We start from the raw sequence: 20,759 nt of genomic DNA, 5'->3' as shown, positions 1-20,759 counted from the left end.
CTCGGAGAACCGCAGATATCAGTTCTCCTCCACACCGCATCGAGGGTGTGAGTTCTCCTCGGTCACCGCACTTGCAGCGCAGCACCCGCCACGTCCGATCGGCATAGGCGTGAAGCTGGGCGCATGGCAGCGAAGGACGAGCTCGGAAGAGCAGGGGAAGAGCGTGCCGTTCAGTATCTGAGGGGGCGCGGCTACACCGTGCTCGCGAGGAACTGGCGGTGCGCGCAAGGCGAGATCGACATCGTGGCCGTGCGCGGCGCCCATCTCGCCGTCGTCGAAGTCAAGACGAGACGGACCGCCGCCTACGGGCATCCACTCGAGGCGATCGATGCCCGAAAGCGACGTCGGCTCTGGCAGCTGGCTCAGGCCTGGGCGTCGGAGAATCCGGCAGAGGCTCGTGGGCGCGTCATCCGGCTCGAAGCGATCGGCATCATCGGGACTGATCCGGTCTCCGGCTCGCTCGAGCACCTTGTGGACATCGCATGACGACCTCTCGCACCTGGGCGGTCGCGCTCACCGGAGTGGATGGCCATCTCGTCGAGGTCGAGGCCGACATGTCGAACCAGACCCCGGAGTTCCGGATCATCGGGCTCCCGGACAAGTCCCTCGGCGAAGCCGTCCAACGCGTGCACAACGCCTGCAAGAATGCGGGGTTGGACCTGCCGCGACGACGACTCACCGTGAATCTGTCGCCGGCGAGCCTGCCCAAGCACGGCGCCGGGTTCGACCTGGGGATCGCCATGGCGTGTCTCGCGGCAGGTGGCGCCATCGCGCCGCGGTCGATCTCGGCGACGGTCCATATCGGCGAGCTGGGTCTCGACGGCAGGATCCGGCCCGTCCCTGGGGTGCTCCCCGCAGTCTTCGCCGCGGCCCGCGCCGGATTCGAATCGGTGATCGTGCCACGGGGAAACGAAGCGGAGGCGAGATTGGTGCCAGGGGTCGAGGTGCGCGCGGCCGCTTCGCTCGCAGAGGTCGCGGTCTGGCACGGTGCCGACGTCGAAGCGCCCGACGTGGAGGCTGTCGTGTGGGCATCGGCTGCGGACGGACGACGTGACACACTCGACCTCTCAGATGTCGTGGGTCAGGAAGACGCGGTGGAAGCGCTGATCGTCGCCGCAGCCGGTGGTCATCACATGCTCTTGAGCGGACCCCCGGGTGCGGGCAAGACGATGCTCGCCCGGAGGTTGCCGGGAATCATGCCACGACTCACGGAGCAGGAGGCGCTCGAAGTCGCATCCGTGCGCTCACTCAGCGGCGAGCCGGTCGCGGCACTCGATGCGCTCCCGCCGCTCGAGGCACCCCATCACAGCGCTTCGGTCGCATCACTCGTCGGAGGGGGCTCTCGCACGGCGAGGCCCGGGGCGATCGCACGTGCCCACAGAGGCGTGCTCTTCCTGGACGAAGCCGCCGAGTTCTCCCGGGTCGCCCTCGATGCGCTCCGCCAGCCGCTCGAGTCCGGGGCGATCGAGGTGCATCGTGCGGGATTCACCGCGACGTTCCCCGCGCGGTTCCAGCTGCTGCTCGCGATGAACCCCTGCCCGTGCGGCAATCACGGTGTCCGCGGTGCGGAGTGCGTCTGTCCTCCGATGTCGATCCGGCGATACTCCACTCGGCTGTCAGGACCGCTTCGTGATCGCATCGACATCGATCTGCAGGTGAGTCGTGTCGCGGCAGCGAGAGCTATGGGCGATCAGACTCCATCGATGACGACGGATCACGCTCGGAGGCGCGTTGCTGCGGCCCGAGAGAAGGCTGCGCTTCGCTGGAAGAGCACACGGTGGCGACGCAACGCCGACGTGCCGGGAACATGGTTGCGTCAGGGGTCGCTCCGACTGGCTGCGGTGACGCGCGCTCCACTCGATCGCGCGCTCGAGCGTGGTGCCCTCACGCTCCGTGGTTACGATCGTGTTCTGCGAGTGGCCTGGACGATGGCAGACCTGGCAGAGCTCGAGCGCCCCGGCATCGAGGAAGTCGGACGGGCACTGCTTCTCCGACGGGGGTTGCCGCGATGATCGACCTCCTCCGCGCTGATTCCGACGTCCTCAAGCTCGTTCGTCGCCTCCACAGCGATGAGGGAGAGGAGCCTCTGGCACGCGCCGCCTGGACAGTGATCGCCGAGCCCGGTGATGCCGTGGCAGGATCCTTGATCGACACACTCGGCGCCGCGGATGCGCTCTCCATCGGGGTGGGGGATTCATCATCGCTTCTCCCGCCGGGTGGGGCGAGTGCAGCGGCGACTCGCGCGATCGTCGATGGCCGAGCACGCTGGCGCCCGCGCGCAGATCCGCAGGCCGTGGTGGCGGCTCTGCGCGCAGCGGTCGCCGTCGGCGCGCAGCTCGTGATCCCCGGAGACGCCGCCTGGCCTCGCGCGTTCGCAGATCTCGGTCCGCATGCCCCGACCGCGCTCTGGGTGCGAGGTCGCACCGAGTTGCTCGACCGCGAGCCACGGGTCTCGATCGTCGGCGCGCGAGCGTCCAGCGCATATGGCGAGCATGTGGCCGCCGAACTCGCGGGGGATCTCGCGACCACCGGCGCCGTGATCGTGTCCGGCGGCGTCTACTTTCTCTTAGCTACTCTGTGTTGTTGATCGCGCGGACTTCTCTGAGACCTGGAACTAGCGCGGCAAGGGACCGCTCGGGTGGGCCGGCGAGGTACCTGTCAGAGGACGAGGAGCTGTCGTACTTTCGAGAGTTGCGAAGCCTCCGCTGGCTGAAGGGCATCAGGGCTATCAGGTTCGTTGGTTACCGGGCCAGATCCTTCCGGGCGGCTGGCGACTACGATGATCGCGGCGATCCTCGGAGCGCTCGGTCTTGATGCAAGCAACGAGGTTGCGCCGTTCCCCGCGTCCTGAGGCAAACTGATAGACAGTTCGATCCCTGTCCGTTGAGACCGCGCACAAGCAGGCGCTGGCTGGAGGTGCTAGATGACTCTCTATCTCGTCCGCAACGATTCTGGTGCACCTATCTGGGTCGCGCACAACGACAACGAGCAGCGCATCTGGTCATACATGCAGAACTCCCACGATTTCTACCTCAATCGAGGGCTCTATCGTGATTTCTATTTTGAGCAGCTGAACACCTACGAGATGATCGACTGTCAGGAGGCTGAGTTGAGGATCTCCGAAGGCATCGGATTGTTGGAGCCCACCATTTTTGCTCGGCTCTATGCCAACGCTGCGAAGGAAGTTGAAGCTCGAACCGTCGATGAGATCTTCGATGCCGAGCGGCGATCTTCGTGTGACGGCCCGGGAGCGCCAGGCCCGCTCGATTAGCGCCATACAACTCGGACTATCGCTACAGACTGCTGCACAAGAACGTCGGAGGTTCCGGCCATACTTGTGGCGTGGGAAAGAACACTCCAGGGGATCTGCTCGGCCAGATCGAACGAGATCTGCTTGCTGAGAAGCCGCTCGATTCGTTGCTCCGAAAACTCGTACTCCTCGGCGGTAGCGCCGGCTCTGCAGAGCTACGCGAGTGGGCGTCGTCTGAGCTACGAGGCTACGACAACGACGAGGAGCTGCCTCGGTATCGAACCATCACAGCACCCCTGCAGATCGACGGCGCAGTGCCAGGCGGCATCATCCGGAATCAATCAATCTCGCCCATGGATCTGCCCGACTTCGCTCGCGACGACGTCACGGAACTTGTGCGCCTCCAAATGGGGATTCGCGAAATACGCAGCATGATCGATCGTCACCAGTCTGATCAAGTTGTCAAACTGTTGCCGCCTGGTTCTTCCTCTCTCGTTGGCTATATGAACCGCTCGGCCCGTAGAAACGGCCAGATCTCGGACTTGTATTGGAGCGTCAGTATCGTGGCGCTTGACGGTGTGCTCGACCAAGTTCGTACTCGGCTCGCCGAGTTGATCGCCGAGATGCGAGCTGCCACGCCGCATGGTCAGACGCTACCGACGGGCGCGCAAGCAACCAACGCGGTGAACCTCGTGATCAGGGGGCGAGGTAACCGCGTGACGATTGCGCAGACGGTGGAGACTCAACCCAAATCCGAGGGTGACCCCGTGCATGCGCCGCGATTTTGGACGCGCGCACGAACTATCGGTGCCTCGGTCGTTGGTCTCGCGACGATCGTGGGGACCATCGCAGCAGTGTTGCCGCTCGTGTAGCGGGCCACCGTTCCCGGAAACCTCGACTGCCAAGGACGTTTTATGCTGCATCCTCAAGCCGAACTCGAGGGCTGGATTCGTGATTGCGTCGATCACCTGCGCGCTGCGGACAACTATCGCGTAGCCCGGGCCCACCAAGACGAGTTCTATCTGCTGTTTGGCGTCATCGTTAGGACGATCCGGTACGCAGATGCTTACCTTGATCTCGTCCACCTGAATAAAGAAGCCGAAGCGGTGCCGCTCGCGAGGGCCGCGCTTGAACACGCGATCACTCTGCAATGGGTCTTTATCGTCGACGGAGGCGTAGCGCGGTTCAGCCGCTCAGTCGCTTCCGAACGCGCCTCCCACTACGCGAAGCTGGCGGACTGGCTCGAGAATGAGGAGCTCTTGCTCGAGGTCGGGAAACTGGAGGAGCCACCGGCCGGAAAAGGACTCGCACCCTTCACCAACCTCATGCGCGAACTCGATCACGACGAGTTCCTCGAAACCACGATTCGGCAATCGCGAAGATGGCGACACCGAAACGTCGGGGCAAGGCATGATCACGCGGGCGAGTGCTGGCGCATCCAGCGGGGATGAGTCTGCCATCGATTTCGCATAGCCTGCTCTCATGGCCGAAATCGACCGACCTTTTTCTTCGTTCGTGAAGCAGTATCGACCTCTCCAAGCTGTGATTGATGGCTACGTAGAGCCTCTCGGTACCCGCCTGCGGGCCGCGCGCTCGTTGGCTGACCTGGAAAGCGTGGAGAGGGAAGCGGAGACGGTGCTGGCGTCCACGAATCCGCCGAAGCTTGCCTTGGGGCCTCGGCGCGCGGGCTCGGTGCGAGAAGCAGAATGGGCTCCGCGAGCCGACGGCGTCAAGGTGCGAGTGACGCGCCACCACGTAGCGGTCAAGATCATCGGCGATTTTCTTCTTTGCACTGCATGGCCGCATGCGTCGGATGATCTACAGCCAGCGGACCACGAGAGCTGGCCCGAATCTGAGCTGGAAGTAGTCGACGACCGCCTCAACGTCTGGTCGCTGGGCGTTGTCAATGAGTCTGCGGACCGGGTTGAGTGGGCCCTCTACACCTTTCTGGATCTGAGCGTCGATGATGAAGCGCGCGTTGCCAACGGCGAGATTGATCTCACCGCAATCATCGATGAGCGCGTCGGCCGGCTGACGCCCATTATTGAGCGCATCAATCGCGATCTTGCCGAGTACTTCACGACCACGCTCCCAACTGCTCTGCGGGCAGCGCTCGCGAGCAAACGTCAAGAGCTGACTAATCGGGCTTCCGTGACGGAATCGCTACGTTTCCCCGACGAATGGGTTGTCGATCCTATCCGCCTCGAGGATCCATCAGTGTCGGCGGCGGCGGACGCGGCGGCGGCGGACGGTTCGGGCGACACTCCAATACAGGGTCCGACGGCAGCCGAGGCGGCAGGGGAGCAGAACCCCTTAGCGATCACGCAGATCCCTCGGCTGGAGCCGACAAGCTTCGAGCGTCTGCAAACAACCATTCGTCTGTGGGCAGACTCCATCGAGCGTCATCCTGGCGGCTTCCGCGCGCTGAGCGAGGATCAGATCAGCGATCTGTTATGCGCAACACTCAACGCGACGCTCGCCGGAACGAACCGCGAGGTGTTTTCCCGATCTGGCAAGACGGACATCTTCGTACAGGCGGACGTCTGGGGCGAGGGGCACGGGCCGGCGAAGATCTTTGTCGCGGAGAGTAAGAAGGCCGTTTCCCACCCCGTCGTGCGATCCGCAGTCGAAGATCAACTCTTTCGTTACGTCACCACGTCTGATCTGTCTGCCGTGCTTCTGCTCCTCTTCCCGCAGAAGAACTTCCTCAGCGTTCGTGACGACTATCTCGAGACCCTTAGGGCAATCAGTGGCTTCGTGGGTGAGCGCGAATCAACCGTCGACCTCTGGCCGATCTTTGACTACAACCTCGACGGCCGCATCCTCTCGGTGTGCGTTGCCATGGTGCACCTGTAGAACCCCGCCCTGTTCCATGCTCGGGCGCTTCCGCCTGCGACCCGCGGCACGGTTGATGCCTCGTTACCTCGCTGAGCGTCAACCTGAAACCTAGTCGTTCACGGAGGTTGCGCACGCGACAGGAAGTACCTGTCGCGTCGCATCCACGTCTGCTCGTCGCCTGACGAGCCGACGCTTGTAGATGCCGTGGTTAGACCAGTCACTGGCAACGGCCGTTGTTACACACCTTGAGCGGTGTCTCGGCTAATCGACGGGTCGCGAATGACATGCCGCCCCGACGCAACTCTTCGGGGACTCTTGACGCGATGGTCCAGCGTGCGAGCGCGAGCTGGCCCTGTGTGTTCTCGTCTGACTTTGAGGCAGACCAGACGCGGCTCGAAACTCAAACGGTGCAGCCGGCTGCTGGAGCGGGTCTCATCGCGGATTGTGGGGCACTCTAGTTCTATGCCGGACAACCAAAGTCAGCGACTGCACTGGTCTGATGCTCCTCTCGATGTCGACGCAGATGACTCACTGGGGCGCTCGTCGTTCGTGGCGACCGTCGTGCGACGCATCCAGCTCGCCACAGCCGACGACCCCAGCACCGTGTTCGGTCTCGTTGGCGCCTGGGGATCAGGAAAGACCTCAATTCTGAAGCGCATCCGAATCGGCCTCGCGGACGACTGGATAGTTGCCGACTTCACGCCGTGGTCTAGCGGCGACGCCGCGTCGATGTCCCTGGAGTTCGTAACAACGCTCATTGATGCTCTCGGGTTGGAGCTGAAAGGGGCCAAGGGGCGCAAGCTCCTAGGCTATGCGGCGTATGCGGCGCCGCTGCTAGGCGCCATCCCGCTCGTCGGAGCCGGCGTTAAAGGCAGCGCAGATCAGGTGCTCAAACAACTTGCTTCCCGCCCTCCGTGGCACAAGCAGTTCGACGAGCTTTCCGCGCAGATTCAAGAACTGGGCAAGCGTGTTCTCATCGTGGTTGACGATGTTGATCGACTCGGAGGGGATGAGCTACTCACCCTGCTGAAGGTCCTGCGCCTACTCGGACGGTTCCGCGGTGTGCACTACTTAATCGCTTACGATCAGGACACCGTGGAAGACTTGCTTCGGTCTACCGGTTCAGTTGGCCGGTCAGCCAGCTTCATGGAGAAGATCGTTCAATATCCATTCGAAACTCCGCCGATTCCGCGCGCGGTGGCTACACGACTCGTCCGCGAGTCAATCGAAGCGCTACTCGCGGAAACCGACCTGCAACTGGACGAAGGTAGCTTGCATCGAGCTTCATCGCTAATCAACATTGTCGGTCCGATGATCGAAACCCCACGCACTCTGGGACGCTTTCGCCAGCACCTGCTCGCTTTCGGCCCTCACGTAGTGGAGGGCCAGTTGGACTTGCTCGACTACGTCGCTGTCACCTGGCTTCGGTTGTCTGCACACGGCGTATGGGCGAAGTTGGGTCAATGGCATGAATTGCTGCGGACAGGGTCGAGGCCGACGGGCATATTGGAGAGCGAAGAGGTTACTGAAGCTGAGTGGGAGCTAAGCGTCAGTCAGGCAGATCCCTCGGCGAACGTACGCGGCACGACTTCGCTCCTCGCGGTGATGTTCCCTGGCGTCAAAACTCGCGGATACGAGTCTTATGTCGAGCATCCACGGTCGATCGCCGATCGGACGTACTTCGGCCGCTACATGCTGCTGGCGATCCCCGAAGATGACGTCAGCGACGAGCTGATCGCTGACGTCATCTATGAGCGTGGCGGGCCGTCGCGCGCGGCAGAACTTAGCGTCATCATCGACGGGCCCAACGACGACCTCGCTGACCTCGCGATCAGCCGTTACGAGGCACTCCGCAGCGCTGACCGCAGTCCCAGCCTTCGACTTGCGACATACCTCGCAGAGAGACTTGCGACTCGCGGGGGCGAAAGCGAAACTCTCGCCGCACCGCATGGAAGGTTGCGCGTGGTGCTTGCGCGCGAGATCGCTTTGGCTCTGATCGGTCGCACCATGGATGTACCTTCCGTAGTCTCACTACTGGGTGAGAAACGCGCTCTGGACCTGGTGTGGCTTGTTGTCCGGCCGCTATTTGCGCGGGAGCACCGAGATGAGCTCATACGGATGTTCGCTGACTACTGGTTCGGGCAGCTGCCCGAACGAATCGCGGAGCTTCGTGCCGCGGGTCTACTTGCTGACGTTATGGAGGTCGTCTTGGCAGGCAGGCCGCATGATGACATCGCGGGACTTCTTGATGCCGACGTGGCCAACTTCGACGACTATGTCCGGCTGGCTGAGACATTCGTACGATTTGCAGAGTGGGTCGGGTCTGCGGTGACCTACGAGATGTCGTTCGCCGACAAGCAGTTCGCGATAGTGCTGAGCGAGAGCGTCCACGCGGGGTTCGCCCCGCGAATCAAGGAGGAATCGGGTCAACTCACCTACGAGCGTGACGACCATCCATCCAGAGACATCGATCCGCGGATCGTTCGAGCGTTCACGATCGATTCATTGGCGGCGATGAGCTTCAAAGACTGAGTGCTAGCGCGTCCTCAGGTCCGGTGGTGCGTCAGGAAGCAGCTGCTCGAGCGAGACTTCTAGGACCTGCGACAAAGCGAGCAGGGTGCGCATGGTCGGATTCACCGGAGTGCTCGGGCGAGACTCGCCCTTCTCGTACTTCTGGTACGTGTACCGGGTGAGACCGGCGCGGTAAGCGACGTCCTCTTGGCTCATCCCGGCGTCGTTGCGTGCTGTGCGGAGCGAGGTCGCGAAGCGTTGGGAGTACACCCTCCACTCCGCTTCGACCTGCTCGTTCCGCTTCGGCATCCTCCCAGCGTCGCGAGGTAGGGCAGTAGGTATGGCCTAATCGGTATGGCATAATTTCGGAGGCCATACGAAACAATTATTCTCATTCGGATCACTCCGCGACTATCTGCACGTGTGCTGCCCGCCTCGATCGTCGTTGGTCGCACGTTGAGGTGGGCCCAGCGTGCGACCACGAATGTGAGTTGGATCCGTGGAGTCTGGCGTGCCTATCTATCCAGTCTGGTGGCGTGGTGTTGAGTCTCCGCCCCCAGCTTCATGGGCGTACATGTTCGAAGAGCTCACCGGTGAGGAGACAGCCGAGTCTTGGGGGCTGGCCGCTGGGATCTTTATCGCGCAGACTCGGCGCCGGACGGCTCGCGGCCCCACATTCTCAGAACTGTTCAGGCATCTGCTACCGGATAGTGCTGGGCTCCCGGCTGCATTCCCAGACGGGATGGAGTTCACTGAACGGTGCCGCGCGATCTCTGGATTTCGAGGTCACGTGGCGATCGAGTGGCGCAGGCGCCAGATGATCAGCTTCGATCGAGATGTCTATAGGAGTCTCCGAGTGGGCAGAGAGTTCAGGGAGAGGTCTCGACGACGCCAAATCGAGAGGCAAGACCAAGCTCGTTAAGCCGATCTCGGATGCGGAACCGGACGAAGAAGCCGGACAGCGTTGAGCGTCTGGTGCAGATGTGACCTATGACAGCATTGTGGTTGCGTGGTCCAATAAGCCAGGCTGGACCGCAGAGTCGCGCCGCCATGGCGCTCGTGGCCGGAGTGTGAGTGCCGAGCGATTCGGGAAGGATCGACCGACGCATCAGTGCGGTGAAGCGCACCCAACGCCGATGTGAGGAGCCATCCTCCGCGTCGGAGCGCGCATGACGGTCGCGACCTGTCTACAGCTGGGGGCCGATGCTGGGTAGAGCCTGGATCCACGCGTCGATGACCGTGAGCGAGATTGGTGCAAAGTCGTGCGCGTCGACCCCAACGTGAAACTCGTGTCCGTGCGGTCCGTGGCTCCGGTCGTGGGTGTGACCATGCAACAGCGGGATTCCGTAGTCCCAACGCGGCCTGTGGTTAACGTGCCGGTCGGTCTCGTGCGAATCACCGCTGTAGGGGTAGTGGGACGCGCAGATCTGAAACCCGCGCCGCGTGCCTTCGACTACCTCGGGCAAGATCTTCCAGCCAGCCGCCTCATATAGCGGAGCGAATCGCTCGATCGCTCGGGAGGACTGCGTGGCGGGTGACACTCGGTCGTGGTTGCCGGGCACGAGGAATTTATGCCCGTGCAGCTGGGATGTGAGCGAGATGGAGGTCTCGATCGGTCCCAGCGCGACGTCGCCGAGATGAAGAACAGTGTCGTCTCTGCCGACCACCTCGTTCCACCGTCGCAGCAGCTCCGCATTCATCTCATCAACCGTCGCAAACGGCCGACCGGCAAGCTCGCTGATCCGGGCGTGACCGAAGTGCGTGTCAGACGTTACGTAGTCCACCCCGTCGAAGTCGAATCTCGGATACTCGCCCACGACACGTCCCTCCGACGTCATCACTCAGTGACATCTTGCTAAGTCAAGCACTTCGTTTGGGCCTGTGCATGCCGGAGACTCGGTTAGATCGCCTCCGAACCAATCGTTGACGCCCGTGACAGCGTCAGCATCTACCGTAGGCTTCGAGGCACGGCGAATGCACGGTGCATTGCGCCCTGAGTCTCTCGGAAAGCTGGATCAATGTCGACACCGCTTGAGGCGCAAATCGCCTCAGACTTTGAAGAACTCCTCGAGAGTAACGCCGCGATTCCGGCTCAGCTGGCAGCAGACATTCATGCCCTGATCACCGGAGACGGATCCGCTACTGCACTGGCCGTGCTTGAGACGATCACTAGTGCGGTGGGGGATCAGAACGTATGATTCACATCGAGCAGGTCCATATCGAGGAGTTCCGCGGCATCCGCTCGCTTGAGCTTGACCTCAACACTCGTTCGTTCGTCGTGTATGGGCCGAACGGCTCCGGGAAGAGCGGCGTCGTCGACGCGATCGACTTCGCCCTCACCGGGAGCATTGCGCGCCTCACCGGAGCAGGGACGGCTGGCGTTTCGATCCAGCGCCACGGGCCACACGTCCACCGCCGGGACGACCCGGGAGCTGCCATAGTGAGCCTGACCGTCCGCGATGTCGGAACCGGCGACAAGACGCGCCTCACTCGCACGGTGAAGAACCCCGGGACCTTGACATTTGACCCTGACACCCCGGCGCTTCGCGCGGCCGTAGAGGAGTCGCTGAACCACCCAGAGCTCACGCTGTCTCGACGCGAGCTTATTAAGTTCATTGTGGCGAAGCCGGGAGACCGAGCCGCAGAGGTCCAGGCGCTGCTCAAGCTCGACCGTGTTGAAAGTACTCGGAGGATGTTGAAAAGCGCCGTTTCGAAGGCCGCAACCGAGGACAAGGTCGTAATCGGGGAGCGCGACACCGCGGAGCGAGCGTTCGAGCAGCACCTTGGCTTGACGACTCTTCTCTCCGAAGAAGTCCTTCGCGAAATCAATCTTCGACGAACGGTGCTGGGGCTGGCACTTCTGGATGACCTAACGCTGGACACAGATGTCCTCTCGGGCGCTGACCATCGCGCCAAGACCTCCACTCTTGATACAGAGGGCGCTAAACGAGACCTTGAGGCTCTCACTGATGCCTTAGCTGATCTGGGGGGTCTGATGGCTGCAAGAGACTCTCTTGGCAGCGCCCTTGAGGCTGTCACGAACGCGCCCGATGCACTCGACCAGATTCGTCACCGCGCTCTCCTTACAGCGGGTCTAGCAGCTGTCGAGACCCCGAGCTGTCCGCTCTGTGAGAAGGAGTGGGGATCCGAGGACGACCTACGCGCGCACATTCAGAATCGACTTCAGGCTACCCAGCAAGCCGAGGCGCTTCGCGCGGCCGTGGAGAACGCAGCGGAGGGATACGCTCGCGGGCTTCGGGTTCACCGGGCACTCATCGAATCGATACGCCATGCGGCAACTGAGCTCGGCGATCCCGAGCTTTCTCACAGGCTGGACGAGTGGACAGGCGCCATTCGTGCCGCTGAGCAGCTGTGCAACAGCTTTGAGCTCGCCTCAGTAGACCCCGAGAAAACGACACGCGCGGTCTTCGAGACTCCGCAGGCCGTCGCAGGTCAGCTGTCAGAGCTTCGGGTCGCGCTGGATGCCATCCCGGACCAATCGCGAGAGGACGCGGCACGAACCTTCCTTGACGTCGCGAAGGACCGCTGGACTCGCGTGCGGCTTGCCCGAGCCAAGGCCTCCAAGACGGGCCGAGTACGTGATGCCACAAACATCGTCTACACGGCCTATTGCGATGCCGCCGACAACGCACTCTCAGCACTCTACGGAGCCGTCGAGAGTGACTTCAGCAGGTACTACCAGTTCGTCAACTCCGATGACGAAGGGAACTTTCGCGCTGAGTTGACTCCGGCGGCCGGCAGTCTGGACCTCAAAGTCGACTTCTACAAGCTGGGACTGTTCCCGCCTGTTGCCTACCACAGCGAGGGTCACCAGGACGGCATGGGTATCTGCTTGTACCTTGCGCTCGTCAAGCAACTGCTCGGCGACAAGTTTACTTTCGCCGTCCTCGATGATGTCGTGATGTCGGTGGACGCCAACCATCGCCGACGTTTCGCTGAGCTGCTGCAATCCGAGTTCCCGAACGTGCAGTTCATCATCACCACACATGATGAGGTGTGGGCTCGGCAGATGCGCTCCGCCGGACTGGTCAAGACAGCAGGGATGGTGCGTTTCCATGGGTGGAGCGTGGATGCTGGCCCGACGGTGGGTACCGGTGACCTTTGGGTCGCGATCGATGCCGACCTCGCGGCCGGTGAAGTCTCGGCCGCTGCAGCCAAGCTTCGTCGAGCGTTGGAGGCCAATGCGGCGGACATCGCCGAAGGGCTCGGCGGCGCCGTCGTGTACCGAAGCGACGGCGCATACGACCTTTCGGCGTTCCTGGATGCCGCCAAAGGGCGCCACGCCAAACTCCTGAGTATTGCTGCCGCCTCAGCGCAGGACTGGAAGAACATCGCGCAACAGCAGCAGGTCGAAGCCCTCAAGGCGCGTCGAGCTGAAGTGATGCCCGAACACGACGGGGAGGTTTGGCTGCTCAACAAGCTTGTCCACAACAACGATTGGGCGGCAGCGACCGAAGCAGACCTGCGGCCGGTGCTCGACGCCGCGAGGGACTTTCTTGGACTCTTCCAATGTGCGAACCCCGAATGTGATTCATGGCTTTACGTTGGCCGCAGCAAGGGGAAGGACGAAACGCTGCGATGTGCCTGTGGGAACATTGCTCTCAACCTTCTCCGCAAGTGAACTTGGGCGGAGTCCGTTCGTGGGCGCCGCTCGGAAGCGGTCGACTATCGCGGGCGAGGGAGGGCGGTGACGTTGTCACGGGCTGACAGCGATCGCAGGAGGCGATCCCGTTCTTCGGTCGCAACTAGCAGGGCTGTGGCGTAGGCATCGAGCCGTTCCCGCAGGCGGTCGCGTTCCTCGGTCACTCTGCGGCGTGCAGCACGTTCCTTATCCAGGTTGGTGCGCAGCCGCTCCACCTCCGGTTTGGTCCGATTGATCTGTTTCGCTCGGTGCTGGAACTCGGCGCTGATATCCGGGTTGTCATGCGTCAAACGGTGTCGTTTCACGCCTGCAAGCTCTGCAAGACGCACGCCCGTCAGCGGTCCGGGAACGTGGCCTTCCAGCAGCTGCTCGGCGGCGTGTCTTAGCGCATCACGCGTGGCGTTTCGCTCGTCAGAATTCATGGCGTCTGACTTCCTGCGTGATGTTCGACGATGGTCTTCTCGAGGCTCGCGATCACACTCAACGCACGAGCGTGGCGAATAGGCGGTGCGAGGGAATCCGCCCGCAGGCGGTCGGCGACGCGAATCAGACCCTCGACGTCGCTATCTGTCCGCGCGATGTTCGAGCATGACGATTGGCACGCGCTCATGACGGGCCCATGCGAATCACGTGAGCACATCGCGGTCGTCGCGTCGAACACGCAATGCATCCCGTCCCCGGGATAAACCTGCAGTAGAGGGTCTTGTAGGAGGGCGGTTGCCTGCCGGTGGGTAGGCAGGGTGCGCCCCCCGAACTTAGCTCGAGTCCCCGCGGCGCGCGACCGAAGCTCGTCGGCCGCGGGGCCGCTGACTCGACCACCTTCCACCGCGTAGCGGTCAAGTTCGCTCAGCTCTTCGTATCGCGCGAGCCACCGTTCGAAAGCGAGGTCATCAGGGAAACCCGACGAGTAGCTTCCCGCGTATCCCTGGGTGATGTAGGTGGCGACGTGCCCGTACTGGATCGCGGCTGCGACCAGCCCTCGTGGTCGGCGAACGATGTGCCAGGCAAGGGTTCGTCGAAGCCGCCGTGGATTGATTCGTCCGTGGGGATCCTCGGGGATGACATCCCGTCGCCCATTGCCCGCTACGTAGTAGTTCACCCACGAAATGAACTCAGCGAGGTCCGTTCCGATCTGAGAACTGGTGCGCGCGGCTCCCGAACGCAGATTGCCCGCTGGTTGGATTCCGCGCACAGGCTGCGGACGTACTTTCACCGGAAATAGTAGGTCTCCGCTATGCATGGAGTGCAGGATCTCGATGGCCTGCGCCGCGATCGGGTGTATCACCCACGGCACTGCTCGCGTCTCGCCGTTCGGGTTCTTTTCTCCCGATTCCATGCGAACCGACTTCCAACGTGTCCCGGTGACTGTCCACAGACCGCTCGCCTCGTCGAAATCGAGGCATCCGCGTCGGAGGCTCAAGACTTCCCCCGGACGCATGCCGGACAGGTAGCTGATTACGAGGAAGCAAGCGGTTTGAAGCCTCGTGGCGAAAAGCGGCGTCTCGGACCAAGAGAGCGGCTTCGGACGCCATGCGGACCCTTCAAGCTGTCCCGTGCACGGGACTGTCAGGTATGCGTCGTCATCGATGGGCAGATCGAATTCCTCGAGGATGTCGAAGTGATTCAGGGCGAGCCACTGGGGATTCGCACCTGCGAGTCGGCCGAGATGGGAAAGGTGGAGTGTAAACCTGCCGTCAGCGAGCTTTCTGCCAGGGAGTCCAAGGTTGAGTTCCCGCAGGGCTTCGAGGGCCTTGCGGAGCCCGGACCGCGATCCTCGACGATTGTCCAACCTCAGGTAGCCGGCATCGTCGGGTCGGTGCCGATACTCGTGAACTATCAAGCGTCTGTACTCGTTGAACGATGCGAGTATGTCTCCGCTGAAGTCTTCGACGAACCGCATTGCCCATGACATTAAAGGTAAGAGGGTTGCGTCAGAGATGCGAGCCGTCTTGTTCTCCGTTACCCTCGGCGGCTCGGGGAGAAGGTCCGTTGCACGGTCTCCGTTCCAGGGCAGTCTCGGCGGCATCTGGAGGGGGGCCGGGACCAGCGAACGGTAACTCCACAGTCGACGCACCTCGGTGAGGATCTTCCGGGCTTGAGCGAATGGCACTGTTTTCCCCAAGTCGATTGCAAGGTCGTTGAGGCGATCGTCATCGAGCTGCTGGAGATCGGTGATGTTCGACGCCTCGAGTTTGCGGATCAGCGTCGACAACGAAGACTTGATGAGTGCGATGCTTCGGACCGACGGGCGAGCCTCCGGAGTAGCGCCAGGCACAGGGCGGACGTCTTCGTTAATGAGAACCCAAAGATAGGACCTGAGGGCGCCTCGCCAACGCTCTGGGAACGCGTCGAAGGTGAAGCTCACTGTCGTGCTGTGCTCTTCGAAGATCGCGGGCGTGAGGTCCCACCGGGAATCGTTGAATCGTGAGAGGCGGGCGGGATCGACATCTGCCCGAATGGGACGATTCTCAAGGACAAGCGGATTGAAGGCGAAAAGCGCTGATAAGTGGGTACTCATCGCAGGTCCAATCTCCCGTCGAGCAAATCAGCGAGGACTTGCTCGATTCCCTCGGGCGCCTCATCTTCTGCGTGTGAACCGAAGTCCCGGAGTACGTCGTCTACCTGTTGTCGAAGCGTGCCGAAGCGGGAGTCCCAGTCCGCTGGTGGCATCTCAAGTCGCCGTCTATCGATCTCGAGCAAAAGTGCTCTCTGCACCGGAGCGTGCCGGGGCTCAGCTCGGGCATTCGCGCAACCGAAGCACATCAAGAACGACGCTGAGCAAGCCGCACCAGCGGGACCGAACGGACTCGCGAGGTTGTCTACGCACGCAGCCCCGATGGTGTCCAGTTCCCCGGCCAATAGCTCGTTCAACACGGGGATCGCGATGCCGAGTTCGCGCGCGAGCGGTTTGGGATCGGATGCTGCGTTTTCGACGTCGGTTCGGCTAAGGGTCTTCAGGCGCGAGAACGCAGCAGCGCGGGAGACCTCAGCTTCAAGGGCGTCAGCCACGACTCGTTGATTCGTGCGCAACGCGCTGTTCTCCCGCCTCAGATAGGTGTCAGCAAAGGTCTGAACTGTGTGATCGACAGGACGTTGGCGTTGCTGCAGGAACGCTCGACGAACTCGCATGCTGTTGATGCCTGTCTGCTGCTCGTCGCGATGGGTCCACCGCAATCGGCGCGCGTGCTGACTGAAGTCGTCAAGAGGTCGGCATCCCTGCAATGTGCCGTCGGAGCGCGCTAGCCGTCGGTATTGGCTGTAACCAACGAACAAGGATGTGGTGTTAGAGAGAGCACGTGTGCGCCGTCCAAGCTCATTCAAAATTCGGTAGACGCCCGCGGCGGAGTTGAAATCGTCACGACCGACATCCCCGTCATGCCATACATCAGTCGAGTCAAACGCGAGATCCAACTCGGCACGGTAGCGGCCCCGCCTCGGCTTGCGGCCTCGCACCAGAATGGTCGGACTCTCCGTCTCTTGATTGTCGGCCCGGTGGTGGTCAGTGCTCAGGTTGAGGATCGTCCCGATATTGTGCCCCGTGATGCATTGCAACAGCACGGCGCCCGCGCTCAGTTCGACCATGGAGGGGAACAGCTCAATCGCCGCGCGGGTCGCACCGGGTAGTGCGACGCCTTCTCGCGACTGCGTGCGACAGATATCTCCTGTGCTCGCGGCATGGTGCAGGAAGCTCTCCCGTTCGGAGAACTCAGCTGAATTGGTCGGAGAGGCCTCGATCTCGCGTTCGACGGCACGCACACGCTCCAGCGCTGACCGAAGGATGGAGCGTGTGGCTCGGCGGATGGCCCGGAACTCCGAAGGGCTATAGGCCAGTACCGGGACACCCGGTGCCCCGTTCTTCATGGGTGCAACGAGTAGGTCGCTAAAGCCCTGCGGAAGATCAGAGTTGTGCTTGAGGGCGAGTCGAACTGAATGCACTATTTGCACTGAGTGCTTGTCGCCGGCACTGCGGAAGCTGGCCAGATGGAACGGGCGGAGCGCGCCGATAGCTGCAGGTGGGAAGGGATGCTCCGCGAGATGGCGGCAATAGATACGGAGGAGGCCATGCAGCGAGGCCGCAGAGGGGATCGTCCGCCTCGATCCGCCAGGCGCTGTGGCCCGGAGAAATCCTTCCGCGAATGCTCGAGTAATTTCACGAGTACCCGGGAACGAGCCGAACTCGAAGTCTCGTCGCTTCCCAGTGTGTTCCTCGATCATGGTGATCGTCAGTCGATCCTGAGACTCGAGCATCAAGTTGGGCGAACTGTATTGGCTGCCAGGTAGCGTCGCCTTGGTCAACGGATCACCCTCGCTTCTTCGGCGGAAACAAAACGCACTCGAGCATCGTCTCGAAGGACCTGCACAAGGGTCTCCGAATCCAGATCCGCTCGGCCATACTCAAGGAGAGCGCGAACATCAAGCGCTCGAAACGGTTCCAGGTAGATGGACCTGGTTGTTGTCACATCCGCGTGACCGAGCATCGTCTGCACGAAGGTCCAAGCGTCGCCGAACTGCTCGCGGAAGTCGCTCACGTACGAGTCGCGCTGGCCGTTCCAGCGACGTTCCCAGATCAAACGTGCCACGGAGTACCAACGCAAGGCGAAACTGTGGCGAAGCATATGAGGCGTGCACTTGAGGTTGACGACGCCCTGCTTAAGCACCCGCGCATTCGCTCGTTCAAATGCTCCGTACCAGGCCTGCTTTGGTCTGGGAAGTCCATCTTCGTTAAGCCAGAGTTGAAGCGGCTCTAGCCCGAAATCTGTGTCGCGGTACAAGCGTCGCCGCGCCTCAGGCGTGAGATCCTCGATGCGGCGAAGCTGCGATCGACCTGTGCTGCGCTCGGTCACAGAGAGTTGACCTTCTCGACTAGTCGGATCTGCGATTAGAACATCCGCCAGTCGATCGTATGTTCCTGTGGTTTGGGCTCGCTGCACTGCCTTGGTCCGTTCGCTTTCCCGATAGTGGGCGACGGTGCTTAGCGCGTCAGCGCCGATCCAGAACTGCCGCCCGCGGCGACGCCTTGCACACGCAGACGCAAGTCGCTGGGTCACGTAACGCTGCTGCGCATTCGGCATTCGCAGTTCCAGGAGAAGCACGCTGGACCACTCCTGAAGTCGGAGACCGGACGAATAGAGTCCGTCAACGAACGCAGCATCGCGTGACTGTGATCGTGGCCGCCAACGTGCAAGCTCGCGCCCCTCGCGAGTCATACCGTGGACGCCGACGTCGCGCCATAGACGGTAGGCACCGGGGGAGAGCCACTTGACGTCGGCCGACCGAACGGTGGAGGGTCGAAAAGACTCGAAACGACCCTCGTGCTGTCTAGCTATTCGTCGGGGTGACTGGATCTCGCTGGCTGAGACAGCAAGCGTTGGTCCGTCCAAATGGCGACTGGCCCATTCGTAGAAGACAACGAGCGCCGCGAGGTCTCCCGACCATGTGGAGCCGGCTACGGGCTTTGAGTTTCGCTGATCGGTGAGCCGCCAGAACTTGAACTCCAACACTTCGTCGTCCGATGCTTGATCCCACGACGTTCCCTGCAGGTGGAGAAAGTTCATCCATGTCTTAAGCGAGTGTGCGTACTTCCTGTTCGTTCCCATTGACCTCGATCGCATACGCGCGCTGGCAAAGAACGCGTTCAGCGCTACATGGAGCCCTCCGTCCTCGTTCACCAGGAACGGCCGCCCTGTTTCCGGCCATCTATCGGTCACATGCGAGATCGCCGACGTGATCGCGTCATCTCGAGCGAGCGAAACGTGGGCCTGGGGGCGAGCGAAGTGCAGGTGCCAATACGTCGGAGTCACAGAATCCACAGGGGAAGCATCCACCCGCACAATCAAACACCCCGAGCAACACGCGTAAGACACTAAGAGAACGTATGGCATCGACGGCGCTGCGCATCGTGCAGCGCTCGGCGTTCAGGGGTCCACGATCGCGTTCCTCGCCGGGGGTGTGGATCGTGCCTATCCGGCCGGTCATCAGAGCCTCCTGCGTCAGATAGCGGAAGAGGGAGCTCTGGTGAGTGAGCCTCCGTGTGGGACGGCGCCCACCAAGTGGCGCTTCCTCGCACGAAACCGCTTGATCGCGGCACTCGGCGACGCGACGGTCGTCGTCGAGGCGGGGTGGCGGAGCGGATCGCTGAACACGGCAGGCCATGCCGCGGCGCTTGGTCGTCCCCTCGGGGCAGTCCCCGGTGCGGTGACCTCGGCGTCGTCGGCGGGGTGCCACCGGCTGTTGCGCGAGTACGACGCGCAATGCGTCACTTCGGCGCAGGACGTGAGAGAACTCTACGGTGCGCTCGGGGAAGGGGCCGAAGAGGGAGGCTCTGGGCGGCAACCGAGTCATCGCCGCGTCCTCGATACCCTCGGGACTCGGTCGCGTCTGTCCATCGACGAGGTGGCACGCCGTTCCGGATTGTCGCCCGACCGAGTCCGGGCGGTTCTCGGACTTCTTCATCTCGAGGGAGAAGTCGCGCAGGACGAAGGAGGATGGCATCGTCGGAGCCGGGCACGGGGAACGCGCTGAACGCACCAGGGATGAACGGCGAGGCTGCCGACGAGATGCGGCGGGCGGGGCAAGCTGGATTCATGGATCTCCCTGCCGCGACGGAAGCGTTCGCCGATCACCTGGAGAAGGTGCGTCGGCTGTCGCCCGCGACAGTCAAGGCCTATCGCTCGGACCTGCGAGATCTCGACGCGGCGGCAGGTGGCGTTCCGATTGAGGCGGTCGACCTCGAAGTGCTCCGAGATTGGCTCTGGCGAGCGACGCAGCGGGGCGACGCCAGATCGACTCTCGCCCGCCGCGCGGCGACCGCCCGCTCTTTCTTCAACTGGGCCCACGAACAGTCGCTCATCACGCATGATCCGAGCCTGCGCCTGGTCGCCCCGAAGAAGGGGAGGACGTTGCCGACGGTCGCCTCACGGGACGCGATGTCCACGCTCCTGAACTCTCATCGCGACGCAGCTGTAGAGGGCGACCCGATCGCGCTGAGAGACCACGCCATCCTCGAACTGCTGTACGGCTCCGGTATCCGCGTCTCCGAACTCTGTGGATTGGACATCGACGATCTCGATCTCGAGCGCGGCACGGCGCGAGTTCTCGGAAAGGGCGCGAAGGAGCGTGTCGTCCCCTACGGCCTGCCGGCACGTGACGCGCTATCGGCCTATCTGAGGCGAGGCCGGCCGGTTCTCGTCGCGCGCGCTCGGACCTTCTCTCCAGCCGTGATCCTGGGCAGCCGTGGCGCCCGGGTCGGTCCGCGCACCGTGTACGAACTCGTCGCGCGGGTTCTCGCTCCGATCGTGGGCGCAGAAACGATCGGCCCACACGCACTGCGTCACACCGCTGCCACGCATCTGCTCGACGGCGGAGCCGACCTGCGGGCCGTCCAGGAGATTCTCGGACACGCCAGTCTCGGCACGACCCAGATCTACACCCACGTCTCCGCTGAACGTCTCACCGCCACATATCGGCTGGCCCACCCCCGGGCGTAGCCGTCGGCCG

General features: G+C 62.5%; 17 protein-coding genes and 2 pseudogenes. 12 read left to right on the top strand and 7 right to left on the bottom strand.

Features of this window, described 5'->3' with window-relative positions; genetic code table 11:
* Nucleotides 1-123 precede the first annotated feature (123 nt).
* The 8 genes from ACIQLD_RS03010 (at nt 124) to ACIQLD_RS02975 (ending at nt 8,620) form a co-directional block, all read left to right on the top strand.
* Nucleotides 124-486 carry a YraN family protein gene (locus ACIQLD_RS03010; protein ID WP_402604815.1) on the top strand — a complete coding sequence of 121 codons (363 nt, stop codon included), beginning with the start codon at nt 124-126 and terminating at the stop codon, nt 484-486.
* A complete protein-coding gene (locus ACIQLD_RS03005) occupies nt 483-2,012 on the top strand; it encodes a YifB family Mg chelatase-like AAA ATPase (RefSeq protein ID WP_402604812.1) in 1,530 nt (509 codons plus the stop codon). The genes ACIQLD_RS03010 and ACIQLD_RS03005 overlap by 4 nt, the downstream gene beginning before the upstream one ends.
* Entirely contained in the window at nt 2,009-2,587 is a 579-nt protein-coding gene (locus tag ACIQLD_RS03000) for a DNA-processing protein DprA (RefSeq protein ID WP_402604809.1), read from the top strand. Before ACIQLD_RS03005 ends, ACIQLD_RS03000 begins: the two co-directional genes overlap by 4 nt.
* 336 nt (nt 2,588-2,923) lie before the next feature.
* The gene (locus ACIQLD_RS02995) at nt 2,924-3,271 is read left to right on the top strand and encodes a hypothetical protein (RefSeq protein WP_402604807.1); all 348 of its coding nucleotides are present in this window, start codon (nt 2,924-2,926) and stop codon (nt 3,269-3,271) included.
* A gap of 71 nt (nt 3,272-3,342) precedes the next feature.
* On the top strand, nt 3,343-4,122 hold the full coding sequence (locus ACIQLD_RS02990; protein ID WP_402604805.1) for a hypothetical protein: 780 nt from the start codon (nt 3,343-3,345) through the stop codon (nt 4,120-4,122).
* A gap of 42 nt (nt 4,123-4,164) precedes the next feature.
* Nucleotides 4,165-4,701, top strand: a complete 537-nt coding sequence (locus ACIQLD_RS02985; RefSeq protein ID WP_402604803.1) for a hypothetical protein — start codon at nt 4,165-4,167, stop codon at nt 4,699-4,701.
* A gap of 31 nt (nt 4,702-4,732) precedes the next feature.
* Nucleotides 4,733-6,106: a hypothetical protein gene (locus ACIQLD_RS02980; RefSeq protein WP_402604800.1), complete on the top strand. Its 1,374-nt coding sequence runs from the start codon at nt 4,733-4,735 to the stop codon at nt 6,104-6,106.
* Between the two features lie 444 nt (nt 6,107-6,550).
* Complete coding sequence (locus ACIQLD_RS02975; RefSeq protein ID WP_402604797.1) at nt 6,551-8,620, top strand: P-loop NTPase fold protein; 2,070 nt, start codon at nt 6,551-6,553, stop codon at nt 8,618-8,620.
* Nucleotides 8,621-8,623: 3 nt separating this feature from the next.
* Here ACIQLD_RS02975 and ACIQLD_RS02970 read toward each other — a convergent pair whose 3' ends face one another.
* Together ACIQLD_RS02970 and ACIQLD_RS02965 are read right to left on the bottom strand one after the other, a co-directional pair.
* Nucleotides 8,624-8,908: a helix-turn-helix domain-containing protein gene (locus ACIQLD_RS02970; RefSeq protein WP_402604794.1), complete on the bottom strand. Its 285-nt coding sequence runs from the start codon at nt 8,906-8,908 to the stop codon at nt 8,624-8,626.
* An 878-nt stretch (nt 8,909-9,786) separates the two neighbouring features.
* Nucleotides 9,787-10,416 carry a hypothetical protein gene (locus ACIQLD_RS02965; RefSeq protein WP_402604791.1) on the bottom strand — a complete coding sequence of 210 codons (630 nt, stop codon included), beginning with the start codon at nt 10,414-10,416 and terminating at the stop codon, nt 9,787-9,789.
* A 201-nt stretch (nt 10,417-10,617) separates the two neighbouring features.
* Between ACIQLD_RS02965 and ACIQLD_RS02960 the strand changes: the two genes are divergently transcribed.
* On the top strand, nt 10,618-10,797 hold the full coding sequence (locus ACIQLD_RS02960; RefSeq protein ID WP_402604789.1) for a hypothetical protein: 180 nt from the start codon (nt 10,618-10,620) through the stop codon (nt 10,795-10,797).
* Nucleotides 10,794-13,241 (top strand): AAA family ATPase, encoded by a 2,448-nt coding sequence (locus ACIQLD_RS02955; RefSeq protein WP_402604787.1) that lies wholly within the window; start codon nt 10,794-10,796, stop codon nt 13,239-13,241. Before ACIQLD_RS02960 ends, ACIQLD_RS02955 begins: the two co-directional genes overlap by 4 nt.
* Nucleotides 13,242-13,285: 44 nt before the next feature.
* On the opposite strand, the gene ACIQLD_RS02950 is transcribed toward ACIQLD_RS02955, so the two are convergent.
* From ACIQLD_RS02950 to ACIQLD_RS02930, 5 genes and pseudogenes are all read right to left on the bottom strand, one after another.
* Nucleotides 13,286-13,684: a hypothetical protein gene (locus ACIQLD_RS02950; RefSeq protein WP_402604785.1), complete on the bottom strand. Its 399-nt coding sequence runs from the start codon at nt 13,682-13,684 to the stop codon at nt 13,286-13,288.
* Complete coding sequence (locus tag ACIQLD_RS02945) at nt 13,681-15,780, bottom strand: hypothetical protein (RefSeq protein ID WP_402604783.1); 2,100 nt, start codon at nt 15,778-15,780, stop codon at nt 13,681-13,683. The genes ACIQLD_RS02950 and ACIQLD_RS02945 overlap by 4 nt, the downstream gene beginning before the upstream one ends.
* Nucleotides 15,777-17,558, bottom strand: a complete 1,782-nt coding sequence (locus ACIQLD_RS02940) for a hypothetical protein (protein WP_402604780.1) — start codon at nt 17,556-17,558, stop codon at nt 15,777-15,779. The genes ACIQLD_RS02945 and ACIQLD_RS02940 overlap by 4 nt, the downstream gene beginning before the upstream one ends.
* The gene (locus tag ACIQLD_RS02935) at nt 17,555-18,106 is read right to left on the bottom strand and encodes a hypothetical protein (protein WP_402608555.1); all 552 of its coding nucleotides are present in this window, start codon (nt 18,104-18,106) and stop codon (nt 17,555-17,557) included. The genes ACIQLD_RS02940 and ACIQLD_RS02935 overlap by 4 nt, the downstream gene beginning before the upstream one ends.
* 552 nt (nt 18,107-18,658) lie before the next feature.
* A pseudogene (locus ACIQLD_RS02930) lies at nt 18,659-18,874 on the bottom strand (site-specific integrase); the annotation flags it as partial.
* 262 nt (nt 18,875-19,136) lie between these two features.
* Here ACIQLD_RS02930 and ACIQLD_RS02925 point away from each other — a divergent pair.
* Nucleotides 19,137-19,784 (top strand): annotated as a pseudogene (locus tag ACIQLD_RS02925) (DNA-processing protein DprA); the annotation flags it as partial.
* 62 nt (nt 19,785-19,846) lie between these two features.
* The gene (locus ACIQLD_RS02920) at nt 19,847-20,749 is read left to right on the top strand and encodes a tyrosine recombinase XerC (protein ID WP_402604778.1); all 903 of its coding nucleotides are present in this window, start codon (nt 19,847-19,849) and stop codon (nt 20,747-20,749) included.
* Nucleotides 20,750-20,759 lie beyond the last annotated feature (10 nt).

This window comes from Microbacterium sp. NPDC091662 (assembly GCF_044756705.1).
Classification (GTDB): Bacteria; Actinomycetota; Actinomycetes; order Actinomycetales; family Microbacteriaceae; genus Microbacterium.
Note: the sequence above shows the minus strand (reverse complement) of the source record. Positions and strands in the feature narration are given on the sequence as shown.